The sequence below is a fragment of the Enterococcus sp. AZ104 genome, assembly GCF_050546705.1.
Classification (GTDB): domain Bacteria; phylum Bacillota; class Bacilli; order Lactobacillales; family Enterococcaceae; genus Enterococcus; species Enterococcus faecalis.
In genome coordinates this window covers 1298574-1313004 of sequence record NZ_CP172952.1, presented here as the reverse complement: position 1 = coordinate 1313004, position 14431 = coordinate 1298574, and the positions used below count along the sequence as shown (strand labels likewise).

Here is a 14431-nt window from a genome sequence, read left to right as displayed (position 1 = left end):
CTCCTTTATTTCTTTTTCTTTTGAATATCTGTTAATATATCATTTATTTCTTTAATTTCTTTTTTTGATTCGTTAATCTTTTTGATAACCGCCTCACGGTTTTTTCCAGGCGGTAAGTCAATTGATTCTTGGTAGTAGTTTGCTAAAGCTTGAACTTTTTTCATTTTTTCGCTTTGCAACAAGGCTATATTTCTTTTCATTTAACCGCCTCCTCTTCCTTAGTATACATTACTTTGTAAGGAATTGCTTAATTTGCAAGATATTTTCTAATAAAAAGGAGTAATTTTACATTTTCTTATAAACAAAAAGTATTCGGCTGAGTAACAGCAGCGAACGACAAAATAATAGAATAAAAGATGAGACAGAAGTAGTTTACTTTTGTCTCATCTTTTATTATTGAGCTGAAATCGCTAAACCAATTGCTTTTTCCCCTAGGTGGGTCCCAATAACTGGACCAAAATGACCGATTTCAATTTCTGCATTTGGGTATAACTTTTGTAATTTTGCTTGTTCTTTTTCAGCAACGATGCGGTTATTGGCATGAATCACATACAGTTTAACTGGTGCTTCAATCCCTGCGTTTCGTTCACCAATAATCTTTTCTGCACGAGCAAAAGCTTTCTTTGTTGAACGGATTTTTTCAAATAATACAATCTTTCCATCTTCAAAAGTCAAGATAGGTTTAATCTTCAATAGCCCAGCGATCAAGGCTGCGCCATTCGTTAAGCGACCGCCACGAACTAAGTTGTTCAGATCTTCTACAATTAGATATGCATGCGTATTATCACGAATTAAATCTAATTTGGCAAAAATTTCTTCTAAGCTGGCTTTTTCTTCTGTTAAATCTAAAGCAGCTTCTACCATGTGTCCCATTGGCATACTTGTAATTTTTGAGTCATATGGATACAAAGCAACGCCTGGGATTTCATCAGTAAGTCCGTGCAATGTATGAACAAAACCAGAGATTCCTGAAGAAAGATGAATGCTGATGATGGTGTCGTACCCTTGTTCAGCGATTGATTTGTAAAGCTCTAACACTTCTCCTAAAGCAGGTTGTGAAGTCGTCGGAAATTCTTTACTATTATTTAGCAATGCATAATATTCATCTGCTTCAATGTCAATGCCTTCGTTGTATATTTTTCCATCTAAAATGACTGGGATGGGAATTACAAAAAGATTCGGATGATCTTTAATGCGCTCGGGTAAATAAGCTGTACTATCTGTCACAATAGCAATTTTCATTTTGTAACCTCGTTTCACTAATTTTCCACGTTGTTTCTAATATAGCATAAAAAAGGATATTTTAAAATGCTTTCCTTATTCGTTCAGGAATTTTTCGATGGCGTCAGCATTTTTTTGTTCATCTACTTCTAAAATACTGCCTGCATAAGAGGATTCACCAAAATTCCAAGAATCTGGTACCGGAACCGATAATGACTCAACCCCTGCTTTTCCTTTAATCAACAATGATGGTCCGTTCGTTAACATGAAACTAACAGGCACATCTGTCGACATATAGCCGACTAATTTCCCAAGTGATTCTGGGGTTCTTAATAAAGTCATTGGGTTTTTCATTTGGCTCATTACAGCTGACATAACTTGTTGTTGGCGACGAACCCGACCAAAGTCGCCTTCTTCATCCATCCTAAAGCGAGCGTATTGAAGTAAGACATGTCCATCCATGACCTGTTGCCCTTTTTCAATATCAACGCCATCTAAATTCAGTGATTTTTCTGCATCGATTTTGACACCTTTTGGAAACATAGAGTCAACAATTTTTTCAAATGATTGGAAATCTACCTTAGCATAATATTTCGTATCTAAATTAAAGTTTTGTTTTAACGTTTCACGAACCAATTCAGCACCGCCATAAGCGTATGCGGCATTAATTTTATTCGGCCCGACACCAGGAATGTCCACGAATGTATCACGCATAAATGAAATTAATTTCGGTTTTTTTGATGGTCCATTTAGTTGGAGAACCATTATTGTGTCGGCTCGTCCAGCATCTTCCCCACGTGTATCGCTGCCAAGAATTAAAATATTCTTAGCCCCGTTGCTACTTTTGACACCATTAAATGTTTCTACTTTTTCTTGAGGCAACGAGTCATCATGTTCTGCTGCAGATTTTCCTTTTAAAAACATGACTGTACTATAAGCAAATAACAGAATCAATAGGATCACTAGCCATTTGAAAAAGCGTTTTGTTTTTGATTTTTTACGTTTCTTTTTTGGTTTCTTGTCTTTTTTTCCGCGGGGTGGTTGGTCAAAACCGTTGCCACCACCTGAATCTGTTTGATGTCGCCTCTCACTTCTGCGACTGTCCTCAGTATAGCTGTCTTCGTAAACTGGCTCTTGAAGGCTTTCAGCTAGTTCTTCTGGTTCTTCTTCTCTATGTTCACCCATTGATTTTCGGGGATTAAAGGTCTTTTTATGCTCTGCTGGTCTCGATTTTTCATGAATATGTTTATAACGATCTACACGACTCATCGTGTCACTCCTTTACCTCTGTGTTTTATCACCTTTCTTAGGATACCTCATTTCGCAGGAAATTCCTATTACAAATATGTAATTTAATAAAAAATGAAACTCACTTTATCTAATAAGTAAGCTTCATTTTCATTTTTAACTCTTTAAAGTGTGGACAAAACATAGATCGGGTAATCCCCTAAAATTTTTATTTCTGCGCCAATCAGTTCCAGTTCTGTTAAGGCTGCTTCAATTAATTTTTCTGGTTGATCATTCACTAAGTCCATTAAAAAGAAGTACTCTCCTAGCTTTGTTTTCAACGGCCGCGATTCTATTTTGCTAAGATTAATCCCTCGCCAACTAAACACGCTTAATGCTTTGTGTAAAGAGCCAGGAACATTACTTGACATCGTAATCGCCAGCGTTATTTTTTTCTCAGATAGCGGGAAAGAAATCGCTAAATTTTCAGAACCAAGAACCCAAAATCGGGTTTGATTTACCGATAAATCTTGTATATTTTTTTCAACAATGGTCAAATCATACATTTCCGCAGAAAGTTTTGGTGCAATAGCTGCAAAAGGTAATTCTGGATGTTCTGCAATGTATTTGGCGGCGTAAGCTGTTGAAGGCGTTGCTTCTAAAATCGCTTCTGGAAAGTTTTTCGCTAGAAACATCTGCGATTGAGCTAATGCTTGCGGATGTGATAAAATTTTCTGACTTTGTTGCCAGATCGATTGATTCTCTTTTGTCACCATTAATTGTTGTTGAATCGGTAAAACCAACTCTGCTTGGACAGGTAACTGCGCTTGATGATACAAATAATCTATCGATGCGTTAACAGTTCCTTCAATCGTGTTTTCTATTGGGATAATACTACATGCCACTTCTTGCTGTTTAATTGCTTTCAAGCAAGCTGGAATCGATGCGTACGGCATCAATATAGCTTCAGGAAAAGCAGCCAACGTTGCACTGTACGTAAAGGAACCAATCGGACCTAAATAACCAACTTTCATCGTTTCTCTACTCCTTTAATTGTTGCAGAATTTCATTGATAATTTCTTCTGGTGAGCGATTGGTCGTATCAATTGTCATCTTCGCACATTCTTCATAAAAATTTTTACGAGACTCAAATAAAGTAATGATTTCTTTTGAAGAACGTTCTATAGCTAAGGGGCGTTGGTTTTCAGTATCTTCTGCGATTCTTTTTAACAGCTCTTCTGGTGTCGCATGTAAATAAATCACTTGCTGAAAAGATTTTAATAAGCTACGATTTTCTGGTCCGACAACAATCCCGCCCCCAGTTGAAAGGACGGCTGTATTTTTTGACAGCTCCTTTAAAAGTTGGGTTTCCTGTTCTCGGAAAGCTGCTTCACCATATTTTTCGAAATAGTCAGGAATTGAGCGTCCTATTTTTTCAATTAACGCTGTATCTAAATCAAGATGAGGCATCTTTAGTTTATTGGCCAAACTTTGGCCGATAGTTGTTTTACCCGCACCCATGAAACCAATTAAAACAATGCTTTCCATGGTTCGTTATCCTCCTTCGTTAACAACTTAAACGTTCTAAGTCGTCAAAAAATGCTGGATAAGAAACTGAAACTGCTTCAGCCTTATCTAATTCAACAGCGCCTTCTTTTACAAGTAATGCAGCAATTTGTAACATCATCCCGATACGATGATCCCCATAACTGGTAACTCTTCCACCATGTAAAGAAGTTGGTCCATGTATAATTAAGCCATCATCAGTAGGCGTGATGTCGGCGCCTAAAATTGTTAATTCTTTCGCTACTGCATCAATCCGATTGGTTTCTTTGACTTTCAATTCTTCTGCATCTCGAATGATTGTCGTGCCAGTAGCCTGAGTAGCTAACAAAGCAATAATCGGTAACTCATCAATTAAACGTGGGATAATAGCGCCACCAATCTCTGTAGCTGTTAATTGACTCGTTTTTACAAGTAAATCGCCAGAATGATTGGCCTCATCTTCATTTAAAATAGTGACGGAACCGCCCATGTTTTTAATCACATCTAAAATACCTGTCCGCGTTTGATTTAAGCCAACATTTTTCAGAAGTATCTCGCTATCTGGGACTACTAAACCCGCAACTAAAAAGAAAGCCGCAGAAGAGATATCGCCAGGAACTACCACGTTTTGACCTGTTAATTGTTGTGGTCCAGTTAACATAATTTTTTTATCATCTACTTCAAGTGTCCCACCAAATTGTCGAATCATCTCTTCTGTATGATCACGTGTCTTTTCTTTCTCAACCACTACAGAAGTGCCCTCGGCTTGCAAAGCGGCGAATAAAATAGCCGATTTCACTTGAGCACTCGCAACAGGCATTGTGTAGTCAATCGGTTGCAAATTTTGAGTCCCGCGAATAGAAATTGGCGGAAACTCCGTTTGTTGAACCCCTTGACATTCCGCTCCCATTTGGTTTAAAGGAAGCATCACACGATTCATCGGTCGTTTGGCAATAGACGCATCACCAGCTAGGCGCGTTTCAAAGGGACAGCCAGCTAAAATGCCCAGCATCAGACGAATTGTTGTCCCTGAATTTCCAACATCAATTGTATTCTTCGCCTTTTTTAAGCCTGCAAATCCTTGCCCCTCAACGGTGATTGTCGTCCCGTCATCTTCAATGTTCACACCTAAAGAACGAAACGCCGCTAAGGTACTTAAACAATCTTCGCCTCTTAGAAAATTTGTAATCGTCGTTTTTCCAGAAGAAATCGCTCCAAACATAATACTTCTATGGGAAATCGATTTGTCGCTAGGAACCATCAGAGTCCCTTGTAAATGTTTCACATTTGTACGTAGTTGCACCCTCATCACCTCTTATTTTTCGTAACACGTATAGTTCGTTTTTTTAGATAAAATTTGTTTTGCAGCTTGGCAGTCTGGTTGATTTTTAAAAGACAATTGAAGAATCCCATAGATTTCTTCTCTCGTTTCTAAAATTTTAATATTTGTAAGAGAAAGGTCCGCTTCGCCTAAAATTTGCGTAATTTCAGCAATGATTCCTGGTTGATCTGGTACATCAACAAACAGATCATAGAAAGCTGGGATTGCGCCTTCTTTATGAATGGGCAACTGAGCACGTGTTTCTTTGGCCTTATCAAAAAAATTACGAATAGCTGGGGCATTTTTTTCTGTTAACCATTGGCAAACAGTAGTCATCTCTTTTTGCCAATTTTCTAGTAAGTCCAATAATACTAAGCGATTGCTTAATAAAATATCCATCCACATCGTTGCATCAGAGGAAGCAATTCGAGTAATATCTCTGAATCCTCCAGCTGCTAGCTGCTGCGCTCTAGGGTAAGTGGTATTCAGTTGCTGACTTTCGTTCACTAACGCTGCGGCAACAATATGTGGCAAGTGACTTAGAGCACCAGTAATTTCATCATGTTCCTGTGCAGGCATCGTAATAAACTTCGCATGCGTTCCTTTTAGTAACGTTTGTAACTCCTGAATCTGTTTGTTTTTTTCGCCATGGTCATCGGTAAAAATATAGTAGGCATTTTCAAACAAACGTTCATCAGCGGCTGTTACGCCGGATTTATGTGAACCAGCCATTGGATGACCACCAATAAAATTTTTCATGTTAAGCTTTGTTGCTAACTGATTAATTTCCACCTTGGTACTACCCACATCTGTGATCAGAGCAGTTTCTAGTGATAATTGGTTTAATTCTTCTAGTTGTACTAAAGTTGCTTTAACTGGGGAACAAAGAAAAATAATCTCTGCTCGTCTTGCCCCACTTGTTAAAGATTCAGCTATCTCATCAATTAGACCCGTTTTCTTAGCAAATTCAGTTGACTCCGCTTGATTATCGAAACCGATAATCTCACTGTTGGGATGTCCTTTTTTGATACACAAAGCCAGTGAACTCCCGATTAGCCCTAATCCTACGATTAAAATACGTTTCTTCATTTTTTCCCTCCATATACTTGCGACTTTCTTCCATTAAAAGTTTTGAGTATATAGACGATAACGTTTCACTGCTTCTTTCATTTGTTCAAATGAGTCACTATCAAATTTTTCGAGCATAGCCTTCGCTACTTCCGTTGCAACAACGGCTTCACAAACAACGCTAGCGGCCGGTACCGCCGTGCTATCAGAGCGCTCAACGCTGGCCTTATAAGGCTCTTTTGTATCAATATTCACGCTTTGTAATGGTTTATAAAGGGTTGGAATAGGTTTCATGACACCACGAACGATGATTGGCATTCCGTTGGTCATTCCTCCTTCAAAACCGCCTAAATTGTTGGAAGTTCTGGTATAACCAGTACTTTCGTCCCAAACAATCTCGTCCATCACTTGACTACCAGGGCGTTGCGCCATTTCAAATCCAATGCCAAACTCAGCACCTTTAAAAGCATTGATGCTTACAACAGCTTGCGCAATTTTGGCATCTAGTTTACGATCCCATTGAACATAGCTACCTAAGCCAACTGGAACGCCACCCACAAGTACTTCTACTACCCCACCAATTGTATCGCCATTTTTCTTGGTTTGGTCAATTAGTTCTTTCATTTTTTCTTCTACGGAAGGATCTAATACGCGAACGGCAGATTGTTCAGATCGTTCTTGAATTTCACGAATCGTTAAATTTTCAGGAATCGTAGCTTCAATCCCGCCTAACACCGCGACATGCCCAGCGACTTGGATATCCAGTTCAGCTAAGAGTTTTTTAGCAACCGCACCAATCGCCACACGCATCGTTGTTTCTCGTGCCGAAGACCGTTCTAAAACATTCCGTAAATCATCATGTTGATATTTCATGCCACCGACTAAATCAGCATGTCCTGGACGTGGTTTGCTGACGCGGCGGATTTTCTTTTGTTTTTCAGGAACTGGCTCTACTGACATCACGGAGGTCCAATTTTTCCAGTCTTTGTTTTCGACAATCAACGTTACTGGTGAGCCAAGTGTTTTACCATGCCGAATACCCGAAGTAATACGTACTTGGTCTTTTTCAATTTTCATCCGTCCCCCACGACCGTAACCGCCTTGACGTCTTGCTAATTCTCGGTTAATCTCTTCGCTACTTAAAGGCAGACCGGCTGGTAAGCCTTCAATAATAGCAGTTAATTCAGGTCCATGTGATTCGCCTGCTGTAATAAAGCGCATCTTAAATTCCTCCTTCTCTGTTTAAAAATGCTCGAATTTCTTCCGTTGGTAAAGAGACAATTTTCGCTTGACCAATTTTTTCTAAGACAATGATTTTAATCTGTCCCCCACGTGTTTTTTTATCATGTGTAATTGCTTGATAGAGACGTTCTTCTGGCCAACAATCTGTCGTTACTGGTAAATCGAACTTTTCTAGCATGGTGACCAACTCTTGGGTAGTCCCAAGTGGGGAAAGCCCTTGTTGTTCTGCGACTTGAGTTATTTGAATCATTCCTAAAGAAACGCCTTCACCGTGAGCAATCACCCCGTAACCAGCTGTATTTTCTAATGCATGGCCGATCGTATGCCCAAAATTCAGAATCAAACGTAAGCCCAAATCTAATTCATCTTCTTCGACGACATCACGTTTAATCTTGCAACAGGCCGTGATAATTTCTTCTGCATGTGCCACTAAATCTTGTTCATTTTCCAAAGAGGATAAACGGTGCCACAATTCAACATCAGCGATAGCTGCTGATTTTACAATTTCTGCAATTCCTTCACGCACACGTCTAGGTTCTAATGTTTTAAGTGTATTAGGATCAATTAAAACCCCATCTGGTTGGGCAAAAGTACCGACAAGATTTTTGGCTTTTTTAGTGTTAACCGCTGTTTTACCTCCAATGCTACTATCTACTTGTGCCAGTAAGGTTGTTGGTACTTGCAAAAAGTGAATACCGCGCATATAGGTTGAAGCGACAAATCCAGCTAGATCTCCCACAACGCCTCCACCTAAAGCAATTAGACCATCACTTCGAGTCAATTGCTGTTCCGCTAAAAAATCATAAAGAAGCTGAGCTGTTTCGAGGCTCTTACTTTGTTCACCTGCCGCTACAGCAATCAATGATGTTTCAAAACCAGCAGCTTGCAATTCTTTCTCAACAGCTGCGCCATATAATTTATTCACCGTTTCATCGGTAATAATCGCTACCCGTTGTGGCTGCCACAGGCTACGTACCCAGGTGCCAATTTTATCTAAGGCACCTGTTTCGATGGTTAAATCATATGAATGTATAGGTAACGTTACGGTTAATTTCATGTCCTCTACTCCTCTGTCTTTACTAATCTTCTAAAGCATTAATTTCTTTCATTGCTTTTTCGATGATATGAACTTCTTTCATCATACGTAGGTAAGTTTTTTCATTCAAGGATTGTGGCCCATCTGACCACGCATTCGCTGGATCTGGGTGAATTTCTACAATCAAGCCGTCCGCACCTGAAGCAACACCTGCTCGGGCCATTGGCGGTACTAAATCCCAGATACCAACACCATGACTCGGATCAACAATAATTGGAAAATGACTTAATTTTTTAATTAAAGGCACCGCACTTAAATCAAGTGTATTGCGCGTAGCGGTTTCGTACGTACGAATCCCACGTTCAATGAAGATCACATTGAAATTTCCTTGCGCAGCAATGTATTCAGCTGCGTTTAGCCATTCATCAATCGTACCAGCAATCCCGCGTTTTAAGCCGATAGGTTTTCCAGTTTTACCAACCGCTTGTAATAACTTGAAATTTTGCATGTTGCGCGCACCGATTTGTAAAATGTCACTGTATTTTGCGACAAGTTCTAAATTCGCTTCATCCATCACTTCTGTAATGACTTGCATATCTAATTCATCAGCCGCTTGACGAATGTATTTCAGTCCTTCTTCTTCTAGTCCTTGGAAAGCGTATGGCGACGTTCTAGGTTTGAATGCACCACCTCGTAAAATTGTTGCACCGCCAGCTTTAGCAATTCGCGCACATTCACGAATCTGATCTAAGCTTTCGATTGAACAAGGGCCCGCCATCATGGTCATACTGCCGTCACCGATTTTAACACCGTTCACATCAACCACTGTATTCTCTGGATGAAATAAACGACTCGTTAGTTTGTATGACAACGAAATGCGGACACTTTTCTCCACGCCTTCTAATGCTGTTAACTCTGCTTCAACTAATTTTTCTGTATCACCAATCAAGCCTATCACTGTTTTTCCATTATCTTGACTTGTTTGAGTAGTTAAGCCTGCACCTGTTACTAAATCAATGACTTGTTTCATTTGCTTTTCGGTTGCATTTTCTTTCATAATTACGATCATTATATTCTCTCCTCATGCCTTTAAACGGCGCTCTTTTTATCTATTTTCAATTTTACGTTTTACGACTGATACAGGCATTTTTTGTCCTGTCCATTGTTCAAAAGCAACAGCGCCTTGATAAAGTAGCATGTCCAAGCCGTTGCTTGTTTCTGCGCCACGTAAACGGGCTTCTTTTAATAACTGTGTTTCTCTGGGATTATAAATAGCATCATACACAAATAACTTCGGTTGAATCATTGCATAATTTTCTATAGGACTACTATGCGCATGTGGATGCATACCCACACTCGTTGCATTAACTAACAAGACGCTTTCAGCAACATCTTTTGCTAGTTTTTCAGTATCCGCTAAATCGTTTAAATGAATTACACAGTTGGTTCGTTCAGTGAAATTTGCCAGTTTTTTTTGACTGTCGTTAAAGCCCGCGCTTTTCCTGTTGTAAACGGCGATTTCTTTCACGCCATCTAAAGCAGCTTGGGCAATGATTGATAAGGCTGCACCACCTGTTCCTAAGATGGTCATTTTATTCTGAAAAACGTCAACCTTTTTCTCTTTCAAACTCCACATAAAACCAGTACCATCCGTGCTGTCTCCGTAAAGTTTTCCATCTTTGTTGACAATCGTATTAATTGCGCCAACCAGTTGAGCGGTAGGACTTAGTTCATCCATATAACTTACAGCCGCCACTTTATTGGGCATTGATAAGTTGGCCCCTAACATGTGAAACGTTCGAATCGCTTCAATTGCTTGTGGCAATGTCTCTTGTCCAACGTCAAACGCCAGATACCGAGCATCAACTCCTAAATTTTGAAATGCTGTATTATGAATCAACGGTGAAATACTGTGTTGGCTGGGTTTCGCGAATAGCCCAGCTAAACGAGTGGCTCCAGTTATTTCTTTCATCCTGTGTGCTCCTTTACGAAATTTTTTTAGTAAGTTTCTGAAATCCTAATTTTTGGCCAAACAAAAAGGATATTCACAGTAAATTTTAAGAAAAATCTACAGTGAATACCCTACAAAAAAGCAATATAAAAGCCACTATAGATTTTCTTAAATCTACATGGCTAAAAGTCATCTTAAATTTCCCTAGCCATTATAGATACAAACGTTTGTTGTCTGTACCCATAATGTTATGAATACAAACCTATCTAAAATAGCTAAAGTAAAAGTTATTCAGTTGTGTATGGTTTTTCTTCGTTGTTGTCATAAGAATCACTCCAAAACTGATTTAATTAAGAATTGTTAACAGTATACCGCTAGAAAAAACATGTGTCAACACTTATTCGCTTATTTTTTCGACTATTCCATTAAAAACAATGTTATTTTATTCGCCAAAAGACTAAAAAAGCCACAGGAACCAGTCATTTCACTGATTCCTGTGGGGCAAAAATTATTTTAATTCTTCAGCGTATACATCGTCAACTGTTTGTGTTGGGTCGATAACAATGTATAAGTTTTTAGTTTTTTCGCTGACTTTTGTAGATTGATAGATGTTATCCAAGCCCTCATCTGTTTTATCTTTGTAAGGGAAATAAACTAAATCTGGTGTGCCATTTTTGTAAAGAATTTCCATACGTTCGATATCTTCATATTTTAAAGCACGAGAGAACATCCCTAATTCTAAGCCACCTAAGTTAATATCGTGGGTTTGAACATGATCTCCTTCTTGGAAAATTTCAATTTTGAACCCTTCACATGGATGAATTTCAACAAATTCACTACCATGGATACGGCCAAAACTTGTTGTAATATGTTTGATCCATAAATCACCAATAAAACGACGATCAATCGTCCAAGTTTCACCATTTCTGAAATAAAATTTAAGTCCTGTCATTTCTCTAGCCATAGCACAAATCTCCTTACTTAAAAATAATTTCTTACATTATTAGTTTACCATACTTTTGATAAACGGTCACAAACTTTCGCTGTAGATTCTTAATCTTTTGTTATTCTTTTTAAAAAAGAATCAATCTCAACTACTGCACGTTGGTGAGAACCTTTGGCAATTTGTCGTTCTCCTTCATAAGCAACAAATTCATAGCGTATTTTGTGTGCAGTCTGTTCAATGCTGGTCATCGTAACAACGATTGTCGCCCCTACCGCGGATGGAAATAAGTGGCGCAATTCTAACACCGTTCCGACAGTTGTTTCCCCAACTGATAATTGGTCCTTCACAGCTTCTTTGGCTGTTTGTTCAATCATGGCAGCTAAAGCAGGGGTTCCTAAAACTTCTAAGTCACCAGAACCGAGCATTTTAGCCGTTTGTGATTCTTTCACCAAGAATTCTTTTGTAAACATTTCTGTTGGCATTATGCTTTCTCTCCTTTTGAACGTTGTTTTTTGGCAAACGAAAGCAGAACTTCTTGTTTATTCTCTAAGCTACCTTCAACAACGTGTTGCTCGATTTCAGCAATCAGTTCCCCTAACCATTTGCCTGGTGTTTCTTCTAAGACGGCTAAAAGGTCTTTTCCTGTAATGGCCAATTCATGTCTTTGATGGATGGGTAATGCCTTAACTAACTCTTTTGTTACTTGTACTTGACTCTCTTGTTGGTAATAATATAAAAGTCTTTCAACAAGTACTGCTGATTCTTCGCCTAATTCATAAAGCATCATTGGCTGCCAGTCGTTACTCAAACGGAAACGCAAACCGCGTACTAATTGTGAAACGTTTTGGATTAATTGATTTGAAAGTTTCCAAGCCTTTAAGAAGGAGCGAATTTCTGCTTCTGGTAAATTCAACGATTGGATAAGTAACGTCCACGCTTCTGCTTCTGTTTCAATTTGACGAGCAGGCAAGTCCATTAAACGAAAAAGTCCAGCCCCTTGTTCTCGTAATTTGGGACAATATTGATAGCATTCTGTTTCAATAAACGGAGCTAAGCCACCTTGTCGATTAACCCCTAAAAGCATTTTTACAAATTCAATTGTAATGCGTTCTACTGAAATTTTTTCCAATAAAGGATGAAATTCAGCGATAGCAGCTAAGGTTTTTTCTTCAATTTTAAAATCTAATTGGCTAGCAAAGCGTAAGCCCCGCATCATCCGCAGAGCATCTTCATGAAACCGCTCATGGGGATTACCGACTGCACGAATGGTTTGATTAGTCAAATCTTCGATACCATCAAATAAATCAATGATTTCGCCTGTGCTGTCAAGCGCCAAGGCATTAATCGTAAAATCTCGCCGTTTTAAATCTTCTTTCAAGGAGCGAACAAAGGTGACTTCATCTGGTCGACGAAAGTCTTGATAAGTTGACTCGGTACGAAAGGTTGTTACTTCATACTGTTGGTCTTCCATCAATACAAGGACTGTACCATGTTCGATACCCACATCAACGGTTCGTTTAAAAATTTGCTTAATTTCTTCTGGATAGGCACTTGTCGCAATATCGACATCATGGATTGGTTTATTTAATAAAGCATCACGGACGCTGCCCCCGACAAAATACGCTTCAAAGCCCTGTGCATTGATTTCGCGAATAACGGGAGCGGCTTCTTTAAATTCGTTTGGAATAGTTGTCAATTTCATAGCATCTGTTCCAATCCGTAAAGTAGTTCTGTTCTCTGTACCACTTGCCGACAAGCTAACGCTACTCCTGTCATGAATGAACGCCGATCATAAGAATCATGCCGAATAGTGAGCCCTTCACCTACACTGCCAAATTGGACTTGTTGGTGTGCCACTAAACCAGGTAAGCGGACACTATGGATTCGCAGACCCTCGAAATCAGCCCCGCGTGCCCCTGGTATTGATTCTACCTCTTGCGGATTCCCTTGTTTTTTTGCTGGCCGAACTTCTTGAATCATTTCTGCAGTTTTTATAGCCGTTCCACTTGGTGCATCTAATTTGTTATCATGATGTAATTCAATGATTTCCACATCTGGAAAATACTGCGCCGCTTTTTGGGCAAATTGCATCATTAAAACTGCCCCAATTGCAAAATTTGGCGCAATCAAGCCGCCGATGGCTTTTTCTCGAGATAGGTTTGTCAATTCGTTGATTTGTTCCTCCGTAAAGCCTGTCGTCCCAACAACAGGCGCCATACCGTGTTCCAACGCAAAACGCGTATTTGGATAGGCGGCTTCAGGAACCGTAAAATCAATCCAAACATCTGGTTTGACAGCTAGGACTTCTTCTAAGTGCTGAAAAACGGGAATTGCTTTTTCATCATTGAAAGAAACAGTTTCTTGTGCTTCATGAGGATCATACACACCTACTAATTCAAAGTCTGCAGTTTCTAAGACCATTTGTGTAGCAGTACTGCCCATCCGTCCTTTAAACCCAGCGACAATTATTTTAATCATGTGTTTTCCCATCCTTTCTTTCAAAGCGATAGCGATCCCGCTTGTTAAATTTGGCCATATTTTCTTCAAAAACTTCGGTTAAATCAATCTCTAAAGAATTTGCCATGCTAATCAATACAAAAAAGACATCTCCAAGTTCCTCTGATACTGTCTTTGGTTTTTCGTCTGCTTTTTTCTGTTTTTCACCATAATAATGATTGACTTCACGGGCTAATTCTCCGACCTCTTCCGTCAAACGAGCCATTTGTCCTAATGGTGAAAAATAGCCTGTTTTAAACTGTTGAATATAATCATCAACTTCTGTTTGCATCGATTGCAAACTACGTTGTTCTGATTCTGACATTTTACCCCAACCTTTCTTACTCTACCTCCTACATCTTATCAAAAACTTGGCTA

At 39.1% G+C, this 14431-nt stretch carries 16 protein-coding genes; all 16 read right to left on the bottom strand.

The window, feature by feature from the left end; translation table 11 throughout:
* Positions 1–5: 5 nt before the first annotated feature.
* On the bottom strand, positions 6–200 hold the full coding sequence (locus tag IGJ37_RS06360) for a hypothetical protein (protein ID WP_002357574.1): 195 nt from the start codon (positions 198–200) through the stop codon (positions 6–8).
* A gap of 193 nt (positions 201–393) precedes the next feature.
* Positions 394–1242 (bottom strand): DegV family protein, encoded by an 849-nt coding sequence (locus IGJ37_RS06355; protein ID WP_252671060.1) that lies wholly within the window; start codon positions 1240–1242, stop codon positions 394–396.
* Positions 1243–1317: 75 nt separating this feature from the next.
* The gene (locus IGJ37_RS06350) at positions 1318–2490 is read right to left on the bottom strand and encodes an LCP family protein (RefSeq protein ID WP_202256113.1); all 1173 of its coding nucleotides are present in this window, start codon (positions 2488–2490) and stop codon (positions 1318–1320) included.
* A gap of 143 nt (positions 2491–2633) precedes the next feature.
* Positions 2634–3482, bottom strand: a complete 849-nt coding sequence (gene pheA / locus IGJ37_RS06345; RefSeq protein ID WP_252671058.1) for a prephenate dehydratase — start codon at positions 3480–3482, stop codon at positions 2634–2636.
* 7 nt (positions 3483–3489) lie between these two features.
* Positions 3490–3996: a shikimate kinase gene (locus IGJ37_RS06340; protein ID WP_002360319.1), complete on the bottom strand. Its 507-nt coding sequence runs from the start codon at positions 3994–3996 to the stop codon at positions 3490–3492.
* Between the two features lie 19 nt (positions 3997–4015).
* Entirely contained in the window at positions 4016–5302 is a 1287-nt protein-coding gene (gene aroA / locus IGJ37_RS06335) for a 3-phosphoshikimate 1-carboxyvinyltransferase (protein WP_173962086.1), read from the bottom strand.
* 6 nt (positions 5303–5308) lie between these two features.
* A complete protein-coding gene (locus IGJ37_RS06330) occupies positions 5309–6403 on the bottom strand; it encodes a prephenate dehydrogenase (protein ID WP_252671057.1) in 1095 nt (364 codons plus the stop codon).
* Positions 6404–6436: 33 nt separating this feature from the next.
* Positions 6437–7603, bottom strand: a complete 1167-nt coding sequence (gene aroC / locus IGJ37_RS06325; protein WP_325814816.1) for a chorismate synthase — start codon at positions 7601–7603, stop codon at positions 6437–6439.
* 1 nt (position 7604) lies between these two features.
* The gene (gene aroB / locus IGJ37_RS06320; protein ID WP_252671056.1) at positions 7605–8681 is read right to left on the bottom strand and encodes a 3-dehydroquinate synthase; all 1077 of its coding nucleotides are present in this window, start codon (positions 8679–8681) and stop codon (positions 7605–7607) included.
* 22 nt (positions 8682–8703) lie between these two features.
* Entirely contained in the window at positions 8704–9729 is a 1026-nt protein-coding gene (gene aroF, locus IGJ37_RS06315) for a 3-deoxy-7-phosphoheptulonate synthase (protein ID WP_002363948.1), read from the bottom strand.
* A gap of 36 nt (positions 9730–9765) precedes the next feature.
* Positions 9766–10632: a shikimate dehydrogenase gene (gene aroE / locus IGJ37_RS06310; protein WP_002357585.1), complete on the bottom strand. Its 867-nt coding sequence runs from the start codon at positions 10630–10632 to the stop codon at positions 9766–9768.
* 487 nt (positions 10633–11119) lie between these two features.
* Positions 11120–11575, bottom strand: coding sequence for a hypothetical protein (locus IGJ37_RS06305; protein WP_002357586.1), 456 nt, complete (start codon positions 11573–11575; stop codon positions 11120–11122).
* 89 nt (positions 11576–11664) lie between these two features.
* Positions 11665–12039 carry a thioesterase family protein gene (locus tag IGJ37_RS06300; protein ID WP_002357588.1) on the bottom strand — a complete coding sequence of 125 codons (375 nt, stop codon included), beginning with the start codon at positions 12037–12039 and terminating at the stop codon, positions 11665–11667.
* The gene (locus IGJ37_RS06295) at positions 12039–13259 is read right to left on the bottom strand and encodes a CCA tRNA nucleotidyltransferase (RefSeq protein WP_002365655.1); all 1221 of its coding nucleotides are present in this window, start codon (positions 13257–13259) and stop codon (positions 12039–12041) included. Before IGJ37_RS06295 ends, IGJ37_RS06300 begins: the two co-directional genes overlap by 1 nt.
* Positions 13256–14035 carry a 4-hydroxy-tetrahydrodipicolinate reductase gene (gene dapB / locus IGJ37_RS06290; RefSeq protein ID WP_002410195.1) on the bottom strand — a complete coding sequence of 260 codons (780 nt, stop codon included), beginning with the start codon at positions 14033–14035 and terminating at the stop codon, positions 13256–13258. The genes IGJ37_RS06295 and dapB overlap by 4 nt, the downstream gene beginning before the upstream one ends.
* Entirely contained in the window at positions 14028–14378 is a 351-nt protein-coding gene (locus IGJ37_RS06285; protein ID WP_002363944.1) for a nucleotide pyrophosphohydrolase, read from the bottom strand. The genes dapB and IGJ37_RS06285 overlap by 8 nt, the downstream gene beginning before the upstream one ends.
* Between the last annotated feature and the right edge of the window lie 53 nt (positions 14379–14431).

Bases quoted from the DNA above. Each gene is read 5' to 3' on its own strand.
- IGJ37_RS06350 (WP_202256113.1), bottom strand. From the start codon at position 2,490: ATGAGTCGTGTAGATCGTTATAAACATATTCATGAAAAATCGAGACCA.
- IGJ37_RS06285 (WP_002363944.1), bottom strand. From the start codon at position 14,378: ATGTCAGAATCAGAACAACGTAGTTTGCAATCGATGCAAACAGAAGTT.
- aroA (WP_173962086.1), bottom strand. From the start codon at position 5,302: ATGAGGGTGCAACTACGTACAAATGTGAAACATTTACAAGGGACTCTG.
- IGJ37_RS06330 (WP_252671057.1), bottom strand. From the start codon at position 6,403: ATGAAGAAACGTATTTTAATCGTAGGATTAGGGCTAATCGGGAGTTCA.
- aroE (WP_002357585.1), bottom strand. From the start codon at position 10,632: ATGAAAGAAATAACTGGAGCCACTCGTTTAGCTGGGCTATTCGCGAAA.
- IGJ37_RS06295 (WP_002365655.1), bottom strand. From the start codon at position 13,259: ATGAAATTGACAACTATTCCAAACGAATTTAAAGAAGCCGCTCCCGTT.
- IGJ37_RS06305 (WP_002357586.1), bottom strand. From the start codon at position 11,575: ATGGCTAGAGAAATGACAGGACTTAAATTTTATTTCAGAAATGGTGAA.
- pheA (WP_252671058.1), bottom strand. From the start codon at position 3,482: ATGAAAGTTGGTTATTTAGGTCCGATTGGTTCCTTTACGTACAGTGCA.
- IGJ37_RS06340 (WP_002360319.1), bottom strand. From the start codon at position 3,996: ATGGAAAGCATTGTTTTAATTGGTTTCATGGGTGCGGGTAAAACAACT.
- IGJ37_RS06355 (WP_252671060.1), bottom strand. From the start codon at position 1,242: ATGAAAATTGCTATTGTGACAGATAGTACAGCTTATTTACCCGAGCGC.
- IGJ37_RS06300 (WP_002357588.1), bottom strand. From the start codon at position 12,039: ATGCCAACAGAAATGTTTACAAAAGAATTCTTGGTGAAAGAATCACAA.
- IGJ37_RS06360 (WP_002357574.1), bottom strand. From the start codon at position 200: ATGAAAAGAAATATAGCCTTGTTGCAAAGCGAAAAAATGAAAAAAGTT.
- aroB (WP_252671056.1), bottom strand. From the start codon at position 8,681: ATGAAATTAACCGTAACGTTACCTATACATTCATATGATTTAACCATC.
- dapB (WP_002410195.1), bottom strand. From the start codon at position 14,035: ATGATTAAAATAATTGTCGCTGGGTTTAAAGGACGGATGGGCAGTACT.
- aroF (WP_002363948.1), bottom strand. From the start codon at position 9,729: ATGATCGTAATTATGAAAGAAAATGCAACCGAAAAGCAAATGAAACAA.
- aroC (WP_325814816.1), bottom strand. From the start codon at position 7,603: ATGCGCTTTATTACAGCAGGCGAATCACATGGACCTGAATTAACTGCT.